Origin of the sequence: Paenibacillus sp. BK033 (assembly GCF_004345425.1) — a bacterium.
Taxonomy (GTDB): domain Bacteria; phylum Bacillota; class Bacilli; order Paenibacillales; family Paenibacillaceae; genus Pristimantibacillus.
The window spans coordinates 467,665-491,053 of record NZ_SLVP01000004.1 but is presented as its reverse complement, the minus strand read 5'-3'; the positions used below and the strand labels follow the sequence as shown (position 1 = coordinate 491,053).

Here is a 23,389-nt window from a genome sequence, read left to right as displayed (position 1 = left end):
CTCCCCAGCTAAATACACTTGTACCCTATTTGTCGGCAAATCAACTTGAAAAATTTAGGCTAACTAGGTATTAGTCGATAACGGAGTCGAAAAGGTTGCACTTCCCAAAAAATGAACAACAAAAAAGCCCTGAATCCGAAGATTCAAGACTTTGCTTAAAAAGCAATTATTTCGCAGCAAGCGCGTCTGCTTTAAGGTTTTCTGCTTTGTCCACGCGCTCCCAAGGGAGATCCACATCCGTACGGCCGAAGTGACCGTAAGCAGCTGTTTGAGCGTAGATTGGACGGCGAAGGTCAAGCATTTTGATAATGCCCGCTGGGCGAAGATCAAAGTTCTTTTTGATCACGTCAACCAGAAGCTCCTCGGATACTTTGCCAGTGCCGTAAGTGTCAACGTTGATCGATACCGGTTGCGCTACGCCAATCGCATAAGCCAATTGGATTTCGCATTTGTCAGCCAGACCTGCTGCAACGATGTTCTTAGCTACATAGCGTGCTGCATAAGCTGCGGAACGGTCAACCTTCGTTGGATCCTTACCGGAGAATGCGCCGCCGCCATGACGTGCATAACCGCCGTAAGTGTCAACGATGATTTTGCGGCCAGTCAGACCAGCATCGCCTTGAGGACCACCGATTACGAAACGGCCTGTAGGGTTAATGAAGTATTTCGTTTGCTCATCCAGCCATTCAACAGGAACAACCGGTTTAATAACATGCTCAAGGATATCCTTCTGGATTTGCTCCAGCGAGATTTCTTCAGCGTGTTGAGTCGATACGACGATTGTGTCTACGCGAACCGGTTTACCGTCCACGTACTCGATTGTAACTTGCGTTTTGCCGTCCGGACGCAGGTAGCCCAGCGTGTCGTTCTTACGAACTTCAGACAGGCGGCGAGCGATGCGATGCGACAATGCGATTGGCAAAGGCATCAGCTCAGGAGTTTCGTTCGTAGCAAAACCAAACATCAGGCCTTGGTCGCCGGCACCGATATCTTCGTTTTCCTTCTGAACGTCTTTACCGTCGCGGCTCTCAAGCGCAGCATTAACGCCTTGCGCGATATCCGCGGATTGTTCATTCAGCGATGTCAACACCGCGCAAGTGCTGGAGTCAAAACCGTATTTTGCACGCGTATAACCAATTTCTTTAATTGTACGGCGAGCAATAGCGGAAATATCGACATAATCAGCACGGGAGCTGATTTCTCCAATAACAAGTACAAGACCAGTTGCAACCGAAACTTCGCAAGCTACGCGAGCGTAAGGGTCCGCTTCCAGAAACGCGTCCAGAACAGCATCCGAGATTTGGTCACAAATCTTATCCGGGTGGCCTTCTGTAACCGATTCCGATGTAAACAAGTGACGACCTTTTACAGACATCCGTATCAACCTCCTACAGCTAGTATGAAATAAGTGCAGACATCCTACACAAAAAATGAACCTTTTCCCGTAGGAAAAGGTTGTTAGACAACTCTCTAAAACAGTATAATACCGAAAATGTCGCTTGGTGTCAACGGATACCAATTTTTGATACAATATAAGATTCCGCTCAAGGTCGAAACGTCTTCGCCGGCCTTAACCGGCAGAACGCGTTTCAAACCGGAGAATTTAAGCTGTATTTATAAGAAGAAACTTATAACGCTTAGAATTTAAACGTAGCCGTTCAACACTTTTTCGGCTTGGGCAACAAGACGCTGTGTAATGCTGCCACCGATCGAACCGACATCGCGGCTAGTCACTTCCCGCCACTGGATCCGAGTACCGCCGCTTACTCCGCCAAGCTCGTCAGCAAACTCTGTGTCAGCACCAACACTCACACCATGAGAAGCAAATAAGCCAAGCTCCGCTGCAAGCTCATACTTCATTTGATTCAGCGCTTCCTTACACTCCGGTACAACCACTCTGTTGGAAGAACGACGATTCATAATAAGAACACCTCCATTTAAATTAGGAACGTGGCTTTATTGTGTGTTCTTCCGGGCGGTTTGAAGCGTATAACTTATTTACTGTACGGGTAAAATGTTCTATAACATCCAAGCTTATTGAATTACGTAGCTGCCGCGTACCAATACAGTCAACGAACCTTTATAGGTAGGAGCAGTAGTAATACCACGTCCTGCGCGCGGGAACAAAATATGATGGTTAGCCGTGATCGATTTGCCGTTCGTTAAATCTTTGCCATCCGTCAAATCCGCAATACCATTAGCGTCCGTACTATATACAACGGCTTTACCTGAACGCACGACAACCTCCGTACCTTCGTTCGCAATGAGGATTTTTCCGTTAGGGACAGATACAACGTTAAGCTTCGCGCTTGCACCGCCGGTTTCCGGCTGCGTTGTTCCGCCTCCGTTAGAACCACCAGCTTTGGCAATCTGTTCATCCACATAGCTCTTGGTTACGACCGGATCATCGGCAGAACCCGGCACAGCCGCATTGGATTCCGCCTCAAGGGTTGTCGGCCAGTTTACCCCAGCAATAATGCCTGCTCCTACAAGAACAACAGCGAGTACAATCCGTAGTGCATACTTCTTCAATTTCGACAAGCTCCTTTCATAACGCAATTACGCAAAATTACACAAACAAATCTAGTATCTTCTATTAAGATACTAGATTTGAATGGGATTAACCAGTTATTTCTTACTTTAAAATTTCCTCATAAACTAGATTAGTTGTTCGTTTCATCTAACCAGTTATAAGATGGAGCAAATTTCACATCTTTGGAGAACAGCTTTTTCTTGTTGCCGTTTAGCACTTCATACACATTTAAAGTATAGCTGCTCCAATATTTATTTTCGGTTTGCTTTTGAGTAATCTCGTTCATGTTATTGCCGACTTTCCATTGCAGGCTGTTATCTGCTTTGCCTTCCAGGCTAACATTTTGCGTCCACAATACATCGCCAGTTGGCTCATATACCAATTCGTATTGCAGCTTGGATTGCGTGAATCCATCATAGTTGTAATCTCGATTAACTGTGCTAGCCAGATTGATAACAACATTGAGTTCATTTTGAACAAAGATACTGAATTGAGTAAGATCTACTGTATATGGACCAATCTTGATTCCTTTGTTACTATTGATTGCCGTTTCGGCCGGTAGACCAAACAAAACGCCGCGGATATAACCGGTAGGATTTCCTGTTGCACCTTTCAGCAATCCATTTGTGTCGATAGCTTCACCCATTAACAGTTGTAGGCCTTCGCGGCTTACATTCGAAGGAAGCTGTGTATAAGCAATAACCTGCTCTTTATAGCCTGGTGAGACTGTCGTAGCTGTTTTTACAAAAGTAACGTCGTAATAATTACCGTTCGCCGATTTGAAGTATCCCGTCCATTGCGGCATTGTTTTGCTTCTGGACTGGTTGTTCGTAACATCAAGATATACCGCATAAAGATCGTTTGTATCTCCACTGTAAGTACGCACATCCGTTACTTTCACGCTCATTTCAGATCCAATCGATTTTTGAGTATACACGCTGCCTGAAGATACCGAATAGATAGGTGTAATATCAGACTTCGTAACCTCGGCTACCTCGACCGTATCATTACCGGATTTCTCGTTTAATTGAAGCTCGAACTTCTTCCAGTTATATCCGGTTTGCAGTTTGCCTATGAAAGTCATCGTAGTAGTAGCGCCTGGTGCGATGCTGATATCTCCGGCATTTTTAACCGTTTGGCTAGTCAGTGTGATCGAGTCATCAAGCTGCATGGTACCTGTAAGATCAGGCAATGGCAGGTATGTCGTACCACTATTCTTCACTGCAAGTTTAGCTACTACGTTATCTTCATTATTCCAAGGCATGCGTTGTACAGATTGTAATTCAATGTTATAAGTGCCATTGGCATCCGTAAAGGTTTGTTTTGCTGTGCCAGTGCTGGTATTACCAACGGATACTGGTGTTACGAAAGAAACGACAGGCAACTCAACTTGCGTATTATCAGCAGCCGTTACTTTTTGGGTAACAATGAATTTCCATCCGGATGTCGGTACGGTATTAGGGATAGATCCTGTCAATTCAATTGTATTAAGTACCGAGGGGGCCAAAAGCAGATTTTGATCTGTCGTATCTTTCAATGTCAATTTATAAAGGCCTACCGAAGTTTTAATATAGTAGTTATACTCTGGGAGGTTAACTCCAAATTGGCTTGTATTACGTGCTACATAAGTTAGATTGACCGAGTAATTATCCACTGTCTTGCCTACCGTTGTTTTATTCACGCGCATGTTCACGCTGGAGCCGCCAACTTTAACCGCTCGATATCCACCAGCCTTTACGTCATTTGTGTAGCCAGCAGGGAATGTAAATTGACCGATTGTTTTCTCATAACCGGAAACAGAGAAGTCAAACTTCACAAAGTTAAGAATGAGTTGATCCATTGTCACTTTCGAGCCTACGGCACTGTAGAAAGTAAGAGTTGTACTCGACTTTGGACTAACCGTCTTTTTGTTTGCTTTATCTAGCAGCGTGAGAGTATATTTTGTGCCGCTTTTTGTTTTCAATCGTGCCCAGTAATCGACAAGATTAATAGGACTACTGCTTCCGTTATAAAATTCAAATGTGAAGCTGGCCGTAGCGCCGTTAACACTTGGGATCAAGCTGGCATCCGTAAGCTGCACATAGGAATTACCTGATATGTACACCTTCTTATTAACCGATGATGCCGTTGTCGCAGCCGCGAAAGATACCGGAATGGCACTTAGAAGCATCACAAAAGCGACGAAGAGAGATACGAGCATTGTCGATCGTTTAAAGCTTTTCCGCATTGTCACATTCACTCCGTATAATTAGATTTACTTAAATAGACGAGAATGGAATCCTATAAGTTTCGGCACTTTCAAAAATGTTTCGCCCTCTGCATTCTGAATCCGCCTATACAAGTAACTATAACGTGTTTATATGAACTATGTATGAACGATTCTCTAGAAAATAAAAAGAAAGCTGAGAGCAAAGCTCTCAGCTTTCTAGATGGTTACGAAGAAGCAATTAGTGAGCAGTGATCAGGATCACGCCAGCTTCATTGTTACCGTTGTAAGAAGTACCAGTACCAGCAAGTTTCACTTCATACTTACCAGAACCTACACCGAGGTTATCTGCTGCAACAAGTACATCGGTAAAGTTCGTAGTTGCAATAGTACCATCAGTTTTCTTAATGAAGATTTGAGTAGCACCAGTTACAACATATGGAGCACCCAGGAAGTTCAATTTTTTACCGCTGATGTCAGTTACCGACAAATCTGCAGGAACAGCAGGTGCAGTTTCGTCTGCTGGAGTTGCAGGATCATCTACAACAGCTGGTTTATACGGAGTCTTAGCTACAGCAGTAGCGATTGCTTTAGCATCGTATTTACCGTCTCCAGCGCCTGCGCCTGTAGCAGCGTCAGTCAGAGTAACCACATCGTTATCAGCGTAAGTTGCCAGGTATGTTGCTTTGTCTACGTTGAACGACTTAGTTTCACCATTAACATTCAATTTAATAGTGTAAACATTGTCAGCTTCGTTAGTAGTTGTAGCAGTCAAGGATTTGCTGATGAACAGACCTTGAGCTTGAGCCAACTGGTCTACAGAGCCGCTGCCCAGAACGATTACGTATTGAGCAACGCCAGTGTCGTTAGAACGAACAGCAATCGTAGCACCTTTAGTTACGTCAGCAGCCGTAGCAGCAGTTACTGTAGAGTCAGCTGGAGTAGTTGCGTTCACACCCAATTTCAGGTAAACAGTGCTGCTATCCAGACGATATGTTGTACCAGCAGTTACTTTAGTCGAATCAACTGCAGTTACAGCTGTACCAGTCAGGCTAGTTACAACGTCATCAGCAATAGCAACATTGTTAGAATCTTTATCACCTACATTAAGAGTCAAAAGACCATTGCTATCTGTTTTCAGAGGTACCAGTGTACCAGCAGTGTAGTCTTCATCTTTAGTGTAAGCAGTAACTTTAGTGTTATCTTTCAAAGAATAGTAAACTACTTTATAGTAGCCACCTTCAACTACACCATTGTTAATTACAGAGTAGCCGCTATGGTCAGCTTTGTTATCAGCTGTGAAGATGATTGCATAGTTAGCAGCAGCTGTTGCTGTTGTAGTTGCGTAGTATACCACTTTACCATCTTTGTTCAGGTTAAACGCATATTCAGTACCGATTGCGGATGCAGTCAGAGCTGAAACTTGAGTGCCAGCTTGAGTGTAAGTTGTGCCGTTAACTGTGTAAGTTGCGTTACCTTTGCCGTCATTACCAACAGCTTGCAGTTTACCAGTTACAACGTTGCGAGTCGCAACTACTTGCAGAGCAGTGTCGCCGTTAACAACATAGTTAACAATGTCGTTTTCTTTCAGATCAGCCAGTTTAGCTGCTTTACCGTCAAGAGTGATTGCTGTGTTAGCATCCACTTTAACGGAATAGCCGTCTTTACCGATGATTCTGCTGTATGTGGAGTAGGAAACTACTTCTTTAAATACATTGTCAGATTTCCAAGTGCTCACGAGAATCGCTTGAACGTTGCCTTTGCTGTTCAAGAGCAATTGAACATCTTGGTCATTAGTGAATGTATAAGGCAAGTTTTGCTCAACGGAGTTCACAAACACTTTCACATCAGCAGTAGCTGTGTAAGTAGCAGCTCCGTTGTTTACTTTAAATGTAAGATCAGCAGGAACTGCAGGAGTTGTGCTACCAAGCGTAATTGTGTCCACATCTGTTGAAGCGTTAACGATTTTACCAGCTTCTTGAGCATCAGTTACCGCAATAACTTCGCCGTTTTTGTTTTTCAGGACGCTAACTGTATGACCCAACAGTTCAGACAGTTTTTTGCCGCCAGTAACGAAGAATTCTTTTGCAGTTGCAACGCTTTTACCACCAAGGCTGATTTGGCCGCTGGAGTTCAGTGCGCCAGCTGTCAATACGTTAGCTGGTTCAAACGCGCCGAGTTTGCTGATGAACAGTTTAGCAGCGTCGCCTTTGCCGTCACCGTCAGTATCAACCAGCAGGTAGCCAAGATCGCCGTCTGCATTGTAAGATACCAGTTGTTTATCCAAAGTGTTGGATGTCAGTTCAGCAACTACGCCACGAGTAGCGTTTGTACCGTTTGCTGCATCAACGCCTTCGAACAGACCAACTTCGTCAGCTTGAAGCAACACGTTGTAAGGCCACGAGCCGGACAGGTACTTGTCTTGGTATCCAAGAGCACGAACCAGGATCGCAGTTACTTCTTCGAACTTGATAGTGTCGTTAGGGCGGAATTTGCCGTTGTAGCCTTGGATGAAGCCTTTAGCTGCAGCAGCATTGATGTAACCTGTGTACCAAGCGCCTTTTTTAACGTCTTTGAACGCAGGAGCTGTGTTAGCCATCAGGTTTGCGGAGCTTTCGTTACCAGTTGCAACGATAACGATTTTAGCCAGCTCAGCACGAGTGATCGTGTTGTCCGGTTTAAAAGTACCGTCAGCATAACCTTGAACGATACCCAGTGCAGTCAGTTGCTCAACTGCGGATTGTACTGGTTTGCCAACTACGTCAGATGGAGTAGCTGCAAATGCAGGAACTGCCAAAGCGGAAAGCATGGAGCCAGCGAGTGCCAGCGAAAGTAAACTTTTCTTCATAACCTTTTTTTCTCCTCCTCTAAATGCCTTCGGTTGTTGAGAGTTTTGTTTAGAAAATGAATTGCTCGTTTTTCTCATAGCCGATTCACCCCCTTCCCCGAGTTAAGAGCATAAATTAATAAAATAATATAAATGATGTCTGCTTCCATGCTTCAACCCTATGTAAGAACATGTCGCAGAAACTCGTAAACCTACGAAAAAACCATATAAATATATTACTAGAGAAGACCTACCACTTTAACATTATACAATGGGCTACCCACAGCGTAAAGAGGAAGTTGAGAAATCATTCCACTTGGAGCAAGAATAGTAGTCCCAAGGTACTACATGCCTCGTTTTTGCAATGTCATGTAATTAAACGCACAGTAGCTCAAAAAGTTGCGCTCAGTTCAAAAAAAGTTCTGAGTTTTTTTTCGATTCGGTTGTTTATGTATTGCTACCCTTCCCTAGGTATGTACTTAGTATAGCTTGGCCTATCAATCTCGTCATTGCAAAACATTTACCAAGGATAAACTTACTATAGAAAATATTGCTTTAGAAATTAGTAGCAATTAATAAAAATTAATAATAGAGCAGATCGGCAAGAGCCGAGCTGCTCTACCCCATTAATTCGCGTAAATAGCAGGCAATGTTTTGTTGCTCGCCATGACTTTAGCCATTATGATTGCTGCGTCACTCCGCAGAAGTCTTGCTCTTGGTTCAAATACATATCCCGCCTTCTTATCATTCGGATCGATCATCGAACCCTGAATGAAGCCTTTCTTTTGAATGGCAAGAATGGATGGGATAGCGTAGTAATCTGTATTTCCCGAATCTTTGAAAGCTTTATCCAAAGCTGCTTTCGCTTTGGCTGCATTGGTCTCAAGCTTCAGGTTAAGCGCCTTAGCAAGAATAACCGTAGCATCCTGACGTGTCAAGCTCGAATCAGGCTGGAAGCTCTTAGGTTGCGTGCCTCTGACGATACCGGCTCTTGCTGCTGTTTCAATAAAACGATAATCATAAAGTGCTTTGGGATTGATATTTGTATCCACGATCACATCGCTAAAATGCTGAGTCCCCGCATAATTCAGAGGAATGTTGAGCGCCTTAACAATCATTCGCGCAAATTCGCCGCGGGTCACATATTGATCAGCCCCAAAAATACCGGTTGGATCAGAAGCATTCATAATCCCCTTAGAGAAGATGGCTTCCATTGCTTCACGGGCATAAGGATGATCATTAATATCGTTGTAGCCATAAGTAAGTTTGCTTACCACATAATAACCAAATTTGCTGAATGGAACTTTAATCGTATGTTTTTTCTCATCAACTGTGCCGCCGATATTCTCCCACAAATCTTCTACCGGATCGTAACGGAATACGGTTACGGCTGTACCCGCTCCCTGCGCAATACTCGGATCATAGGACAATGTTAATGAACCAATCTGAGAAGGAACCACTTCTCTACTATTATTACGTCTTAAAAAGAATTGTTTATCCGGATCTCCCTGCACCATCGGATACGGATAAGGATCTAATCCTGTCGTAATCGGATCATACCCAGGCGTGCTGTTATCATCAGCCTGTCCACCGTCAATCCAGAACAGTGGGCTGACTTTAATAAACCGCTCCGAGAAATACTTACTCATAATATAGCTACCCGTTTGGTTCTCCAGCCAGAAATCCGCCGGCTGTTTCCGATATTCATAACGATTGACAATACCGTCAGTTGGATTGGCAATACCGAACAGCAGCTGATTGCCGCTGTAAATTTGACTCGAGTTGCTTGCCGTCGAATTGTAGGAAGGACGGATCAGCTTTGTATTCTTTGGAAAAGTAAGCGCCAGGCTGCCATTAAAAGCCTTGTGAGAAGTCGCCATTGTTTCCGTGTACTGAGCTCCTGGAATATTAGCAGGCTGATAGTTTACTTTAAGCGTATCGGTAATCTTGTCTTTACCTCTCGTAATGACAATTGGGATAGCTGTTTCCTTATTCTCTTTCAATCCCGTTACGCGTACCTTAAACGATTCAATAGGCGTCGGATTAACCGGATCATTAGAATAATCCAAATAATTAACTTTCTTCGCGGCGATCTTGTTGATAGTCATCGTTTCCGCGCCAGGCGATGTGATAATAACATCCACATAGTTCTGATTCAGATTACGCTCTTCCAAGACTGGCGCGAGTACCGTATAAGGAATAGCGATCGGATCCACCTGCAGGCGATACGTCGCGCGAGGACCGGTTTTACCGGTATTAAATACGGTTATCAAATAAATCTGCGAACTGCCATCATCCGGAACTTCCTGATTGTCCAGGATAAAGTAGAAATACTTGCCGTTCACATCATAGAAAACTTGAAGATTCGGTATTGTATTATCTTGACTTGGCGTGCTTGGATTTACGATTTGGATTCGTACGCCATTTGATACCACTGTGAATTCCTTGGATAAATTCCATTCGATATCGCTTTTGAAATTCGGAGAGCTGATCTGCAAGATGTAATTGGTACTCGACCCTCCCAAAGCCGTTACTTTACTCTGAATAAGATCAGGTCTTTCGCCCAGGTCAAGAAAGGCAAATGTACCATATACCTTCATCTGAGCTTCCTTCGTGGAGAAGAAGCTTGATACCTTTGTAAAGTTCGGATCGTTGGGTAAAGGTTCAGTCCTGCTGATACTGTACGGATAAACCCCATCCGTATTCGGTGCCGGAATGGTAGGCAAATTAGTCGGCACGATATTAAATTTGACTGTATTCTCGTAATTGTTCTTCGCGGTGTTGAATACAATACGAATCGTATTCTCGCCTGTCTTGTTCAAAATATTAAATGCAAGCTCCTCGTCTGCAGGATCTATTCTGAATTGAGACAAAGACGAACCCTGAGTCAAACCGATTGCAACATTATTTAAGTAGAAATATACAGTTTGCGGTTTGGTCGAAGTGGCCTGTTTCGAAAATACGATATCACTCTCGTTAGCTACGTTGGAGAACTGTCCTGCAAATTGACCTAATTGACTAAGCAAAAAGGTTTTGCCTGCATCATCGCCCAAAGTTGTATCATACTTAACAACTAAACCATCATAAATACTGTCGTACTTCGCAAAAGGGCCATAAAGGAGCTTAACCGTTACTTTCTTCATGCCAGCCGTATCGTTTTTTAATTTAAAATACAGATTCTGCGTACCGGCGGACGGCATCTTGGATATTTCCATAAATACGCGAAGGAACGGACGCGATACTCCATTAACATTGCGGTAAACGACTTGTTCAAAGCCGAGCTGACGGAAGGAACCTGTTTGTACAGCTCCCGAAGAGTCTGCGAGGCTCATAATACCCGTATAAGAACCGCTTAACGAAGAATAGTTGCCGATCAAAACTTCAACGCCCATCGGGAGCGCGAAAATATTAGCGTTCTCGATATCCGTGCCAACAAGCGACTGAAGCTGCGATGCCTTTGTGCTCATATCGGACGTATATCCATTCAAATAATTGACGTCGTAAATATAAGGATTGGTACTGTTATGAAGCTTGAACGTCATCGTATCGGACTGTTCGGTCTGCTTCTTTACGACGTTATATCCTTTCAGATTAAAGGTATAATTTTTTTCTGCAGTAAAAGCATTAATGCTTCCAAGGTCCGACGAGAACTCGACCGTAATAAATTTATCCGATGGTTTATATGTTCCCGCATCCGGAGTAGTTCGAGTAACCTTAATCGTCGGAGTAGAAGTAAATTGAGCGTCAGGTGCAAATATAAATTTCGATATAACATCGGCTATATCCGAAACCTGCTGCACAGGAACAATCGCTTTGCCTGTAAGTGTTAAAGAATCAGTACTATCCGTATCAACGGAAAGATCCGGTCCTTGTGAAAGGTCAGCCGTACTTGTTCCGTCCGTCAAATTCACATCGTAAAAGGTAACACTACCGTTATAAAACGCAAGCTCTCTTGTCGTTTCAATGGTCTGACTATCATTCGAGACACGAATCGTGACAATGTTTTTACCCGCCTTGATATTGAGCGGAGAGGCGATAAACTTATAATCTCCCGCGTCGGAAACCCGGTATTCGTAACTCTTGCCATTCATGACAACAGTAACCTTCGTTGCATTCGGCGCTACACCACTGATTGAAATATCTTCACTATCTTTGCCTTCCGACATAGGAGATTGAAGAATCGTTGTTGCGTCCTCCAGAATGCTATATTGAACACCGCGGATATTCGCAGTCAAGTCATATAACAACGGGTTATCGCGATATTCGATGTAAATGGATTCTGTGACGGTTGACGTACCATAAATCCCTTTAAAGGTAATCTTGTTCAGACCCGGATAAAGCTCCAAGTTAGTCACAGTGAGATTGTTGCCAGTCAGCTTGATGTTGGAGGTCTGATTCTCAATACTTTTGACTGGAGCCTCAGTCGGGTCATTCCTCTTAATATTGTAGACACTATAACTAATCGAGTTGCCTACAACACTATTAATCGTACCTGTCAGTGTGACGTACTTATCGGTAGTCATGCGTGCGTCCTTAGCTGCATACATCTCGTTGTTGAACATAAAATACGTTCCCGCTGCAGATGCTTTGTGCGGTGTACTAAACGGCGGCAGCAGCGTAATTAGAAGCGCCAGTGACAGCACAAGGGATAATAGCTTTTTCAAAACGATGATCCTCCTTTATGTAATGGCTGTTAGCGTTAATGAATAATTGAACGATCGACGGTTCCAACTGGTTGACATTGCAATTAGAGGCCGATTGTAAGTAAGCTGTATGTTCCGATTTATTTCCTCCCTCACTGTCTTCGGTTGAAGAATAGTTCTGTACTGTTGTTATCGGTCCCCTGGCCCTAAAATGTTAGTTCATTTGGCAGATTGGAATTATAAAGAAATTTTAATGATTATCAATCACTAGGCTAAATTCTTCGTACAAATAGATAGGACCCTGTGGGGTGACCATAAGACCCGAGCAGAGCCTTATCCACTAAAACGGCAAAAAGGTTGTCCCGGCAGCAAACTTTCGTTTGCCGCTTGGAACAACCTTTTTGCACACATGTAATAAAATAACGATTATTTCGAGCTTCTCGCATCTACCTTCGGACGGAACATGCGGTTTAAGAAGTTGATAAGCGGACGGCGCGTTTTGTCCACGATCCCGATAAGCTCTGCGCCAATCTGAAGGCTGAAGATGACCAGACAGATCACGATAAATGTAATCCAATTCGCGGAGGATGATTGCACGACGGTCGATTGCAGAACCGCAAATCCGCCGAACACCGCAGCCACGCTCCAGATGATAAGAACGGTCTTGCGATGGCTGAAGCCAAGCTCTTGCAGACAATGATGCAGATGTCCTTTGTCCGGCGCAAAGATCGGACGTTTGTTCACAAGACGACGAATGATCGCGAAGAACGTATCGGACAGCGGTACACCGATGATAAGCAGCGGAGTTACGAACGATACGATCGTAATCTGCTTAAAGCTCGTCATCGACAGCATCGCCAGGCAGAAGCCCAGGAACAAGGAGCCGGAGTCGCCCATAAAGATTTTGGCCGGATGGAAGTTGAAGTACAGGAATCCAACGATACCGCCCAAGAGCAGAACGCTGAGCAAGATAATTGGCACGTTGCCCATGATGATCGCCATCACGAGGATGGTACCGATCGCAATGGCGGAGACTCCTCCTGCCAGCCCGTCCAGACCGTCGATCAGGTTGATTGCGTTCGTAACGCCCACAATCCAGAAAATCGTAATTGGAATGGATACCCATGCTTCGATCGGCTGCATCGTTGCGCCAAACGGTACGTTCAGCAGGTCGATCTTGACGCCAAAGCCGAACACAACTACGCATGCCGCAGCGATTTGAGCAACCAGCTTTACCTTGGCCGACAGCTCGAAGCGGTCATCAAACGCGCCGATGAGGATAATCATCGTACCGCCAACCAGAACGGCGCGGATCAGATTCTCTCCCTCGTGGTTCAGCAATCCGTCCGGAATAAACGGCATCAGAATGAGAAATCCGACTGCGAATGCAAGGTAGATCCCGAGACCGCCCATACGGGGCATAATCCGCGTATGTACCTTGCGGTGATTCGGTTTATCGATCGCTCCAACCTTGAAAGCGAATTTTTTAACTAGCGGTGTCATAACTAGAGCTATTATTAGAGATATGATAAATCCTAGTGTGTACAGTAAGCCTGCTGGCATATTGTGCAGCTCCCCTTTTTCTTTCTACCGAAGTGAATTATACTCCGACAGAAGAAGAAACTCCAAATCCCGTTTTCACGTATTTTCAACGGTTTTGGGAGGTTATTACGTAGTAGGGCGTGGTTTCTTGACGTTTTCTTTATCGCGAACCACTTTCACGACGAATTTCGGCAATACCATCATTCTTGGCAGCCTTTTCGGCTCCTGTAATAACCGGTAAAACCACTCCAAACGCAGCTTCTGGAACAAGACTGGCGCTCTTTTCAGCTTGCCTGCAATAATATCGAAGCTTCCTCCAACTCCCATAATAAGCGGGACGCCAAGCTGCTTCTTATATTTGGCAATCCAAGGCTCCTGCGTATCCGCACCCCTTGCCACAAACAGTAAATCCGGTGCTGCCTGCCGAACCGCTTCGATTACTTCCGCGTCCTGGTCGGGGCCAAAGTAGCCGTTGCGGCAGCCTACGATGCGAACCTGCGGATATTGCAGCTGAAGCTTCTCGGCCGCCGCTTCAATAATTTCCTGCGAGGTGCCAAGCAAATAAGCTGTCCATTTCCGTTTCTCGCCCTCTTGCATAAGACGATGCAACAGGTCAAAGCCCGTTACGCGTTCTGTCACCGGGGTTCCAACATAATTGGCCGCCCATACGACTCCCGCACCGTCCGGTACGATAAGCTCGGCTTTTCTCATCATTTTGTAGTAATCCTGGCTTTCCACAGCCGACATTACCATAATCGGATTAGCCGTAATGACATGCGTCTGGCGCTTCTGTACAATTGCTTCTGTTAGATAACTGACCGTCTCGTCCATGCTCATCTTGGAGAATGGAATTCCGTAAATCGGCACCGTTGGGACTTGTTTCGACAAGTGAAAATCACCTCGATATGGTTTGACGCAATAACTGCGCGATTTGTTGCGCCGGTTGCTGCGATTGTTGTCTTAATCGTTCGATCGCTTCGCGATGCTTCTCTTTCCAGCCGTTTGCGTCGCCCAGCAGCCGTTCGGCGCTGTCCGCGAAGGCAGCCGGATCAAGCTGTTCGGTCGTTCCGACCGCCGTTAGACCAAGACGGTGAAGGAACTGATCGATCTTCGGATCGTACGATAAGCCAAGCATCGGAACCATCTGGTTCGCCGCGTAGATGAGCGCGTGCAGGCGCATGCCGAACAGCGCGTCGCAGCGGCTTACCTCCAGCAGCATTTGCTGGGGGTCGTCGCCAGAGGCGGCCAGCTCCGCCGAGCTTCCTTCGGCGAGCCTGCCGCTGAGCCGTTCCATAACCAGCTTCGATGCTTCCGCATCGTCCGGCGTATGGAACGGAAGGAACCGCAGCCGCACCGGGCGGCGGCTGGCAAGCTCGGCCAGCGCGTCTGCCGCGCGGCCAAGATCGGCGCCGTCCTTGCGCCAATGCCGCAAGGACACGCCCAGCACGGGCACAGCCGCCGCATCATCGGCGGCTTGCGCCCGCCCCGCTGCCGCGCCAGCCGGCAGCGGCAGCCCCATTACCGGATCGGGTACAACCTCGATCCGGCCAGGCGCAACGCCAATCCGCTTCAATAGCTCGGCGGATTCGGCGTCCCGCACCGACACATAAGCGCTTTTCCGCATGCTCGAGCGGATAAGCGGATCCATCCAGCGCCGGTTTACCGGCCCGATCCCTTGCGAATAAATAAACGTCGGCTTGCCAAGCCATTGGGCAAGCTTGATGATTCCGGTGTAATACGGAATCGTCTTGGCGCTTGTGGCATCCTGCAGCAGGCTTCCGCCGCCGCTGATCAGCCCGTCGCTTGCACGGAGCGCGTTCAGCACGTCCTTCGGATGCATCCTCCGGACGGCTTCCACGCCGTACATGCGGCTTGTCCAAGCCGGGTCGGCCGACAGCACGACCGGCTGAATGCGAATACCGTTAGCCTCGCCCTGCTCGGCTAACGCCAGCAGGATGGAGCGGAGGACCGCTTCATCGCCGCTGTTGCGAAAACCGTAATAGCCGGAGATCACTACTCGGAAAGTTTTTTTATCAGTCCCGGTGACCATTTACGCCATACCCCTTCCACCACTTGCCACACTCCGATCAAGATCAGACCGATAATCGCCCCAAGACCAAGACCGAGGAAGACGCGGATAATCGAAATGTACAGCGGCGTATGAATGTGAGCGAACGTATCGACCATCGACAGCTGTCCGATCGAGCCTACAATAATGAACACCCACGCTGCGCGGTAACGAAGCGCCAGGAACAGACCGGCCAGGAGCAGCGGATGCGCCAAGAGGAATTCCTTGCTCCGCGGACGAACGCCGAACGTCTGCTCCAGCCAGTTGCGGAACGTCAGCTCCAGCGACGAAGCCGAGCCCTCGTTGCCCGTACGCGACAGGTAATACATGCCTACTACGGCAATTACCACGAGAGCAACGACCATAAACACCGTAATCGGCATATTGGCAAACTTGCGGATGCGGCGTACCGGAGAGTTGCCGGTATAGAGCAGCACGTAAATCGCCGTAAGGCCGATAGGCGCCAAATGAAGCAGGCTGACGCCGCGGAACTGCTGCAGCACCATGCTATACGTAATATTGTTCAAAAGACCGAATACAAACGGTACCGCCATCAGCGAAATCAGCGCGGTTACGATAAACCAGGTGACCGCGAGGCCAAGGCGGCGGCGGGCTGTCAGCCCCTCGAACACCCATTTGCCTTCGCCGGAAGCGCCGGCTCGTCCATTCCAAGCAGCTCCGCCCACCGTGCGGAGACTACCCTCGGTACGGGCATAGACGCGATTCATGACCCAGACTAGCGCAAGGGTCGGGGCACTGATGCCCGCTCCAAGCGCCAGCGCCTGCTCGGCAAGCGGACTGTTAATCTGGAACAGGCCAGCCGCGCCCACGAGACCGATCAAATAAAGCGGAATCAGCGTGCCCGGGATAAATACGTTTATCAGCAGCGCGATCAGAGCGACCGCGCCAGCGGCTACGACCATCTTAAGCGGCTTGATATAAGACGGATGCTTCACGTCAAACGGCTGCGCCAGATTCGGCGAGAAGCCGGCATCGGTCAAACGCTGCACCAGGCCGTCTTTGCCCTTCATCGTGATGTAGAGATTATCAAGACCGCTTACGACGGCCGATTTCTCCAGGCTTGTCTGCACGCCGGCATTCAGGAAGAACATCCGAATGTTGCGGTCCTTCGCGGCAAGCAGGAAGCGGTCGGTAAGCACCTCCGGCGATTTGCCGATAGCGTCTTCAGCCGACAGGGAATACAAGCGCACGATATTATAATTTGTAATATATGCTAATTTATTTATGCCGGATTGAGGTTTTTTCAAGTTCTCGATCGTTGCGATTCCCATGCCGTATTTGTTAAGCAATTCAGCGAACGAATTGAGGCTGTGGAGCACAGGTTGATCCTTATAGCCCTTCACCGTAGCGCCGTCAAACAATACGCGCGTTACGCCGACTTCCTTCAGACGGGCCAGCTGCGCATCCGTTGCGGCCTCATCGTAAGGCAGCACGCGGTCCGAGAAACGGGCCAGAATGTGAAAGCCCTTGTCATGCAGGGTTTGAAGCGTCATCGGGTCAAAATCCATCGGCTGCAGCTGCACGGATTGCAGCGGCAGTTCAACAACAAGGCCGTTGCGGCCGTCAAAGGACCAAGGGCGGTATGTGGCACCGGCATGATCCATCGCCTGACGGATGATCGGTCCAATCTTTTCTTCTTCTTCCGGGCCGCTGAACAGAATGTAAGTAAAGTTCTGCCCTACCGGCTCCAGCTTGCTTTGAAGCAGAGCGATATCCTTCGAGCTGTAATACTTCAGGCGTCCGGCCTGGGAAAGCTCCTTCAGGGAGCTTTCGTACAGGGACATTGTCGTAATGCCGGCGCCTTTCATTTTCTCAAGCTGCTCGTCGATAAACTGCTGCGGCCGCGTCTGGTATTCCGAGATTTCAACCAGATCGCGATAATCGAATACGTATTCCACGGACTTCGAGGATGCTTCCATATTCATTCGATTCATACCGATCGGCATTGCGGCGATCACGCCAATAATTGCAATAACCCACAGCCAGAGTATCGCTTTGCGGTTCCATTGCTGCCAACGTTGAAGCACAATAATCCTCCGTTCAATCACTTGCGAATGTAATCCCTATCTGATCAGTCATAACCCGGCGCGCGGATTACGCTTTGCTGTCTACGCGTTCCATGACGGCGCCGCGGAGCTTGCCAAGCAGCTCGGCCGCATGCTCCGTGGACTCTCCGCGAACGGCGAAGTACACTTTAATCTTAGGCTCCGTGCCGGATGGACGCAGGCAGAACCACGATCCGTCGGCGAGCATGTATTTCAGTACGTTCTCCGGACGAAGACCGTCAAGTCCGCCGAGGTAATCAAGCACCTTCTCCACCTTCACCCCGTTGATATCGGCAGGCGGATTGTTGCGCCAGTCATTCATAATGCCGGCAATTTGCTGCACGCCGTCAAGACCCTTCAGCGTACGCGACTCCAGGCCCTCGAGGTAGAAGCCATGCTTGGCGTACAGCTCGAGTAGAACGTCGTACAACGTTTTTCCTTGACTGCTATAGTATGCCGCCGCTTCGCAAATCAATAACGAAGCAACAACCGCATCCTTGTCGCGGGCATAGTCGCCAGTCAAATAACCGTAGCTTTCTTCATAGCCGAACAGGAAAGCATGCTCGCCCGTTTGCTCGTAAGAAGTCATTTTCTCGCCAATATATTTGAAGCCAGTCAACGTATTCTCTACGGCAGCGCCGTAAGAACGAGCGATATCGGCCCCCATCTCGCTGGTAACGATCGTCTTGATTACGACGCCGTTAGCCGGCAGCTGGCCGCGCTCCTTCAATTGACTGAGCACATATTCAATCATCAGGGCGCCCGACTGATTGCCTGTCAGGACGACATATTCGCCATTATTGTTTTTGACAACCGCACCCATGCGGTCGGCATCGGGATCCGTACCCATAATAATGTCCGCGTCAATCTCTTGGGCAAGCTTGATTGCAAGCGTAAACGCTTCGCGTTCTTCCGGATTCGGCGATTTGACCGTGCTGAAATAACCGTCAGGCTGCTCCTGCTCGGCTACGATATGAACATTGCTGAAGCCCGCTTTGCGCAGCACCTCGCGGACAGGCAGGTTGCCCGAACCATGAAGCGGCGTAAAGACGACTTTGAATTTCTCGCCAAGGCCGCTTTGCAGCAGCTCTTTGTTCAAGCTTTGCGCAACAACGGTATCCGTGTATTGCTCGTCTGCTTGCGCGTCAAGCCATACGAGAAGGCCTTGCGCTTCCGCGTCCTCGCGGCTCATTCTTTTCACTTGATCAAAACCGGTCACCCGGCCGATCGAAGCGATAACTTGCTCGGCGTCTTCGGGGATCAGCTGGCAGCCGTCCGCGCCGTATGCTTTATAGCCGTTATATTCCGGCGGGTTGTGGCTCGCCGTGATGACGATGCCCGTGGAGCAACCTAACGCGCGTACCGCATAGGAGAGCTGTGGCGTTGGACGAAGCGACGGGAACAGATAGGTTTTTACGCCGTTAGCGGCAAGGACGAGAGCGGAATCAAGCGCAAACTCGGGCGAGTTGTTGCGCGAATCGTGAGCGATTACCGCGGAAGGTTGTCCTTCCGTAAGGGAGAGCAGCCAGTTCGCGAGACCTTGCGTAGCTTTGCCTACGGTATAAGCGTTCAGACGGTTGGTGCCCGCGCCCATGACGCCGCGGAGGCCGCCTGTTCCAAATTCCAGATCGCGGTAGAAGCGGTCCGTAATCTCCTTTTCATGTCCTTCGATACCGCGAAGCTCTTCCTTCGTAGCCTCATCGATAATCGCGTCGATCAACCAAGCCTGATAGCGTTCCATTGCTTTTTCATTTTGATTCATTAAACAGCCTCACTCCTTTTTAATTAGAAAGTTCTTTATGAGAAAACCTCTATCGAGGCCTTTTCAAGATGAGCGACCGCGTTTAGAGGTAGGTTTTATCGCCAAATTGAATGTCAATTTCCACTATCCTGGAACTTATTCATTCTATATTGTGGTGAGAAAACCTCTATCGAGGCCCTTTCAAGATGAGCGACCGCGTTTAGAGGTAGGTTTTATCACCAGAAAAAATTCGGTTTCCGCTATGTTTTAGCGCTCCGACAAGGCAAACATAAGCTCGCCTTCCGCAACCACTTGGCCGTCCACTTTCGCTGTCGCTTTCCCTTTGCCGATCGGCCCTTTAAGGCGAGTGATTTCCACTTCCAGCTCAAGCGTGTCGCCCGGCTTCACCTGACCGCGGAAACGGAAACCGTCAATGCCGGCGAAGAAGCCAAGCTTGCCGCGGTTTGCTTCAACCATCAACATGGCAACGGAGCCTACTTGCGCAAGAGCCTCAACAATCAGTACGCCCGGCATAACCGGATATCCGGGGAAATGTCCCACGAAATGAGGTTCGTTCATCGTTACGTTCTTGATGCCTACGGCGCGGACGCCCGGCTCTACCTCCGTAATGCGGTCCACGAGCAGAAACGGCGGACGGTGAGGAATGATTTCTTGAATTTGGTTAATGTCGAGCATGAATATTCGCTCCTTTCACGGTTTAACAGGTATAAAATACGTTTACATTACGAAAACTAGTAGTACCCTTCATCAAACTGCAGGTTGTGAAGGTTAAGATAAGGGGGCTTGGCTGGCGGATATCGATAATCCACGGGCCAAGCCTCTTTGTGTGCCTGCTGCCTGCTCCCTATTGCTCCGGCCCGATGGTCTTGTTCGGACCCGAGCCCGGCTTGTTCAGCGCCTGGAACAAAATGATGTACACGATCGCCGTAAGGAACGAGAAGGCAATAACTGCCCACAAGTACATTGCTGCAAACGGTGCTTCCAGAAATACAAACATGATGCCGATATAAAACAACACCGTTGTCAGTTTGCCCATCCAATTCGCCGGCACGGTCTTTTTCCCTTTAAAGTGAAATACCATGCCTCCGGCTATCATTCCCAAATCGCGCAAAAAGATCGCTGCTGCCGCTGCCCACGAAATGTGGTCGGCAAGGAGTAGCGATAAGATGACGGAAACGAACATCAGCTTGTCTGCGAGCGGATCGAGCATTTGGCCGACTGTCGTTACCTGCCCTGTGCGCCGGGCAATATACCCGTCGAGTATATCCGTGAGGCCTGCTGCCACGACAACCAGAAAGGCGTAAATCATGTGTCCCTGCGCGAATATCGCGACATAGACAGGGATCATTGCAAAACGCAGCGACGTTAAAAAATTCGGCAGATTCAAACGCGCACGCCCCTCTACCTTTATCCGTTTCTTCCATGCAAGGTTCCCAATCATTATACAACTACCATATGAAAATGAAAACAGCACCAACCGTCCGCGGGAAACCAAAAAAAGCTGCTCCCAGTCACCATAACACAATGACTTCCGGAAACAGCCCTTCATTAATAAATATTCATGTTCTACGTATCGGAGAAAACCAGATCGTACATATGCTGCCAGGTCTCCCAATGGAATACATCGCTGCCCGGCTGCTTGCCTACAACCGCATACCCGACATACAGACCGGTGATGAGCATAATGACCATGATGACCGGCACAATGCTTTTGCGCAAAATCCAAAATGTGATCCGCGCACCTGTGGAACGCTGCTTTTTCTCGGATTGGTCGCCGCCCACCGCTTTGCTTTTCTCCTCAACTGGCGGCTTCTCCTGATTTTTCGGCGCGCTCCGCGTCAGAACCGCCCGTTCATCCGTCATACTCTCACCCTATCTATTTGCGCAGGCTGTTGGCTAACCCCATCATGGTGTCGCTGGACGTTAAAGCTCTTGCGGCCATCTGGTAAGCACGCTGCACATTAATAAGCTCCGTCATCTCATCGCCCAGATTAACATTCGATTGCTCTAGGGCGCCTTGACGAAGCGCTATGCCATTCTCGCCGTTTGGCGTTACGTTCTGCAGTACGTCTGTCACGTTAATGCCGTCGGCTATTTCGTACAAATTGTCCGCAACCAGCGTTAAGGCCGCGGGACGGGTTGCTTGAACAAGCTTGATGGAGCCAAGCTCAATCGTGCTTCCGTCAGTAGCCACGCCTTCCGCGGTACCGTCCGGATTAACCCGAAGATGATAACCGCTTGGCACGACAAGGGGTCCCTCGCCCGCCGGCGTATTCGCAACAACCGGATATCCCTCCGGCGTTGCCAAAATCGTATCACCGTTTGCCGCAACCGTCAACTGCAGCGAGCCGTTACGGGTATAAGCGCGGTCCCCGCTTGCGTTAACCGCAACCTCGAACAAAGCGTCGCCTTCAATCGCAAGGTCGGTATCCTTTTCCGTCGTTTTGATCGTTCCCTGCTGCAAGTTCGGCTGTATCATCGCAAGCCTGGAGCCCCAGCCTTGATTGAAGTTGAGGGAAGTCAGTCTTCCGGGCTGATTGAACGCGTCCGGCTGCATCCTCGTATTATTCAGCAAATCCTCGAAAGTAGCTTCCTTACGTTTATAGCCTACCGTATTCACATTCGCAATATTATCCGCCAGCATGTCCAATTTTTGCTGCAGGGCATTCATCGATACGCTGGCATTAATCATCGAGCTGTTCAATTCGTTATGCCTCCTAAAAAGAATTGCCACACAGAATGCTTAACATTGAAAACTGCTTGTGGTAATTCTCACTTCGTATGCCTGAGTTATACCCGGCCTACCTGATTCACCGCTTTATCCAAGCTTTCGTCATAGAACTGGATAACCTTCTGGTTCGCCTCGTAAGCGCGCAGCGCGGCCATCAAGTCTACCGAGGATTGCGCGGCATCAACGTTGGAGCGCTCGACGTAACCCTGCCGCACCTCAACGCGTTCACCCGCGGCAACGGGGCGGGCATCCTGGGCATCGCCGGCCAGACGGAATTTGCCGTCTCCTTCGCGAGCCAGCTCGTTGGGATTGTCGATCCGGGTCAGCAATAGCCGTCTTCCCGAATCCGCTCCCGTCTTCGCGTCAACGAAACGCTGGTCCCCCGTCAAGGTAAGGCCGTCAAGACTGACGCCGGGAGGGAACTGAATCGGGTTGCCGTCCGTCCCGAGCACATTCGATCCGTCACCGGCTACCAGGAAGCCGTCCGAGGTCAAGGTAAAGGAGCCTCCGCGCGTATAGCGGATCTCGCCGTTCTTGTCCTGCAGCGTAAAAAACGCTTGAGGCTGGAACGTGACTTCGCCGTCCGGCGATACGTATTTGCCCGAGGCATCAAAAGCCATTCCCGGCACATCGATATTGGACACAAGGGCAAAATCCGACGACTTGCCCGTCTGCGTCAGGTCTCCCTGCAAGTGAATCGCAAGGCTTTCTTCAGCAAATACGCCGGTGCTGACCTTGCCGATCTGTTTCTCGTCTTTCTGGTCCACCCCGGTCAGCGACAGGAGCATCTCCGGAAAAGAACGGGTTACCGCATAGGTCTGCTTATAACCCGGCGTATTGATATTGGTAATATTATTCGTTATCGTATCGTGTCTGCGCTGCTGCGCGGTCATACCCGCCGCAGCCGTATAAAGACCTCTTAACATGTGGCGCCTCCCCGGCCGGTTCGCTTGCGAAGCCGTGCTCTCAAAAAGTCGTAACTCTTCATATATAATATCGGCTTCGCGCAGA

At 48.5% G+C, this 23,389-nt stretch carries 16 protein-coding genes; all 16 read right to left on the bottom strand.

Going from position 1 to position 23,389, the window contains the following annotated elements; genetic code table 11:
- Nucleotides 1–166 precede the first annotated feature (166 nt).
- Complete coding sequence (gene metK / locus EV294_RS17085) at nucleotides 167–1,375, bottom strand: methionine adenosyltransferase (RefSeq protein WP_015847319.1); 1,209 nt, start codon at nucleotides 1,373–1,375, stop codon at nucleotides 167–169.
- A 269-nt stretch (nucleotides 1,376–1,644) separates the two neighbouring features.
- Nucleotides 1,645–1,920, bottom strand: coding sequence for an alpha/beta-type small acid-soluble spore protein (locus EV294_RS17080; protein ID WP_132308846.1), 276 nt, complete (start codon nucleotides 1,918–1,920; stop codon nucleotides 1,645–1,647).
- A 114-nt stretch (nucleotides 1,921–2,034) separates the two neighbouring features.
- Nucleotides 2,035–2,532, bottom strand: coding sequence for a hypothetical protein (locus tag EV294_RS17075; RefSeq protein ID WP_132308844.1), 498 nt, complete (start codon nucleotides 2,530–2,532; stop codon nucleotides 2,035–2,037).
- 131 nt (nucleotides 2,533–2,663) lie between these two features.
- The gene (locus EV294_RS17070) at nucleotides 2,664–4,760 is read right to left on the bottom strand and encodes a hypothetical protein (protein ID WP_132308842.1); all 2,097 of its coding nucleotides are present in this window, start codon (nucleotides 4,758–4,760) and stop codon (nucleotides 2,664–2,666) included.
- A 220-nt stretch (nucleotides 4,761–4,980) separates the two neighbouring features.
- Nucleotides 4,981–7,665 carry an S-layer homology domain-containing protein gene (locus EV294_RS17065; RefSeq protein ID WP_132308840.1) on the bottom strand — a complete coding sequence of 895 codons (2,685 nt, stop codon included), beginning with the start codon at nucleotides 7,663–7,665 and terminating at the stop codon, nucleotides 4,981–4,983.
- A gap of 527 nt (nucleotides 7,666–8,192) precedes the next feature.
- Nucleotides 8,193–12,230, bottom strand: a complete 4,038-nt coding sequence (locus EV294_RS17060) for an S-layer homology domain-containing protein (protein WP_132308838.1) — start codon at nucleotides 12,228–12,230, stop codon at nucleotides 8,193–8,195.
- A 405-nt stretch (nucleotides 12,231–12,635) separates the two neighbouring features.
- The gene (locus EV294_RS17055) at nucleotides 12,636–13,772 is read right to left on the bottom strand and encodes a glycosyltransferase family 4 protein (RefSeq protein ID WP_132308836.1); all 1,137 of its coding nucleotides are present in this window, start codon (nucleotides 13,770–13,772) and stop codon (nucleotides 12,636–12,638) included.
- 105 nt (nucleotides 13,773–13,877) lie between these two features.
- The gene (locus tag EV294_RS17050) at nucleotides 13,878–14,588 is read right to left on the bottom strand and encodes a WecB/TagA/CpsF family glycosyltransferase (RefSeq protein WP_132308977.1); all 711 of its coding nucleotides are present in this window, start codon (nucleotides 14,586–14,588) and stop codon (nucleotides 13,878–13,880) included.
- A 58-nt stretch (nucleotides 14,589–14,646) separates the two neighbouring features.
- Nucleotides 14,647–15,801, bottom strand: a complete 1,155-nt coding sequence (csaB, locus tag EV294_RS17045) for a polysaccharide pyruvyl transferase CsaB (RefSeq protein ID WP_132308834.1) — start codon at nucleotides 15,799–15,801, stop codon at nucleotides 14,647–14,649.
- Nucleotides 15,765–17,867, bottom strand: coding sequence for a DUF5693 family protein (locus tag EV294_RS17040; RefSeq protein ID WP_132308832.1), 2,103 nt, complete (start codon nucleotides 17,865–17,867; stop codon nucleotides 15,765–15,767). The genes csaB and EV294_RS17040 overlap by 37 nt, the downstream gene beginning before the upstream one ends.
- Before the next feature lie 67 nt (nucleotides 17,868–17,934).
- The gene (locus EV294_RS17035; RefSeq protein WP_132308830.1) at nucleotides 17,935–19,647 is read right to left on the bottom strand and encodes a phospho-sugar mutase; all 1,713 of its coding nucleotides are present in this window, start codon (nucleotides 19,645–19,647) and stop codon (nucleotides 17,935–17,937) included.
- Nucleotides 19,648–19,893: 246 nt separating this feature from the next.
- Nucleotides 19,894–20,322, bottom strand: coding sequence for a 3-hydroxyacyl-ACP dehydratase FabZ (fabZ, locus tag EV294_RS17030; RefSeq protein WP_015847330.1), 429 nt, complete (start codon nucleotides 20,320–20,322; stop codon nucleotides 19,894–19,896).
- Nucleotides 20,323–20,491: 169 nt separating this feature from the next.
- A complete protein-coding gene (locus tag EV294_RS17025) occupies nucleotides 20,492–21,034 on the bottom strand; it encodes a CDP-alcohol phosphatidyltransferase family protein (RefSeq protein ID WP_207918158.1) in 543 nt (180 codons plus the stop codon).
- A gap of 179 nt (nucleotides 21,035–21,213) precedes the next feature.
- Entirely contained in the window at nucleotides 21,214–21,510 is a 297-nt protein-coding gene (locus EV294_RS17020) for a DNA-directed RNA polymerase subunit beta (protein ID WP_132308826.1), read from the bottom strand.
- A 13-nt stretch (nucleotides 21,511–21,523) separates the two neighbouring features.
- A complete protein-coding gene (locus EV294_RS17015) occupies nucleotides 21,524–22,351 on the bottom strand; it encodes a flagellar hook-basal body protein (RefSeq protein WP_132308824.1) in 828 nt (275 codons plus the stop codon).
- 86 nt (nucleotides 22,352–22,437) lie between these two features.
- Entirely contained in the window at nucleotides 22,438–23,304 is an 867-nt protein-coding gene (locus EV294_RS17010) for a flagellar hook-basal body protein (RefSeq protein ID WP_132308822.1), read from the bottom strand.
- Nucleotides 23,305–23,389: the final 85 nt, after the last annotated feature.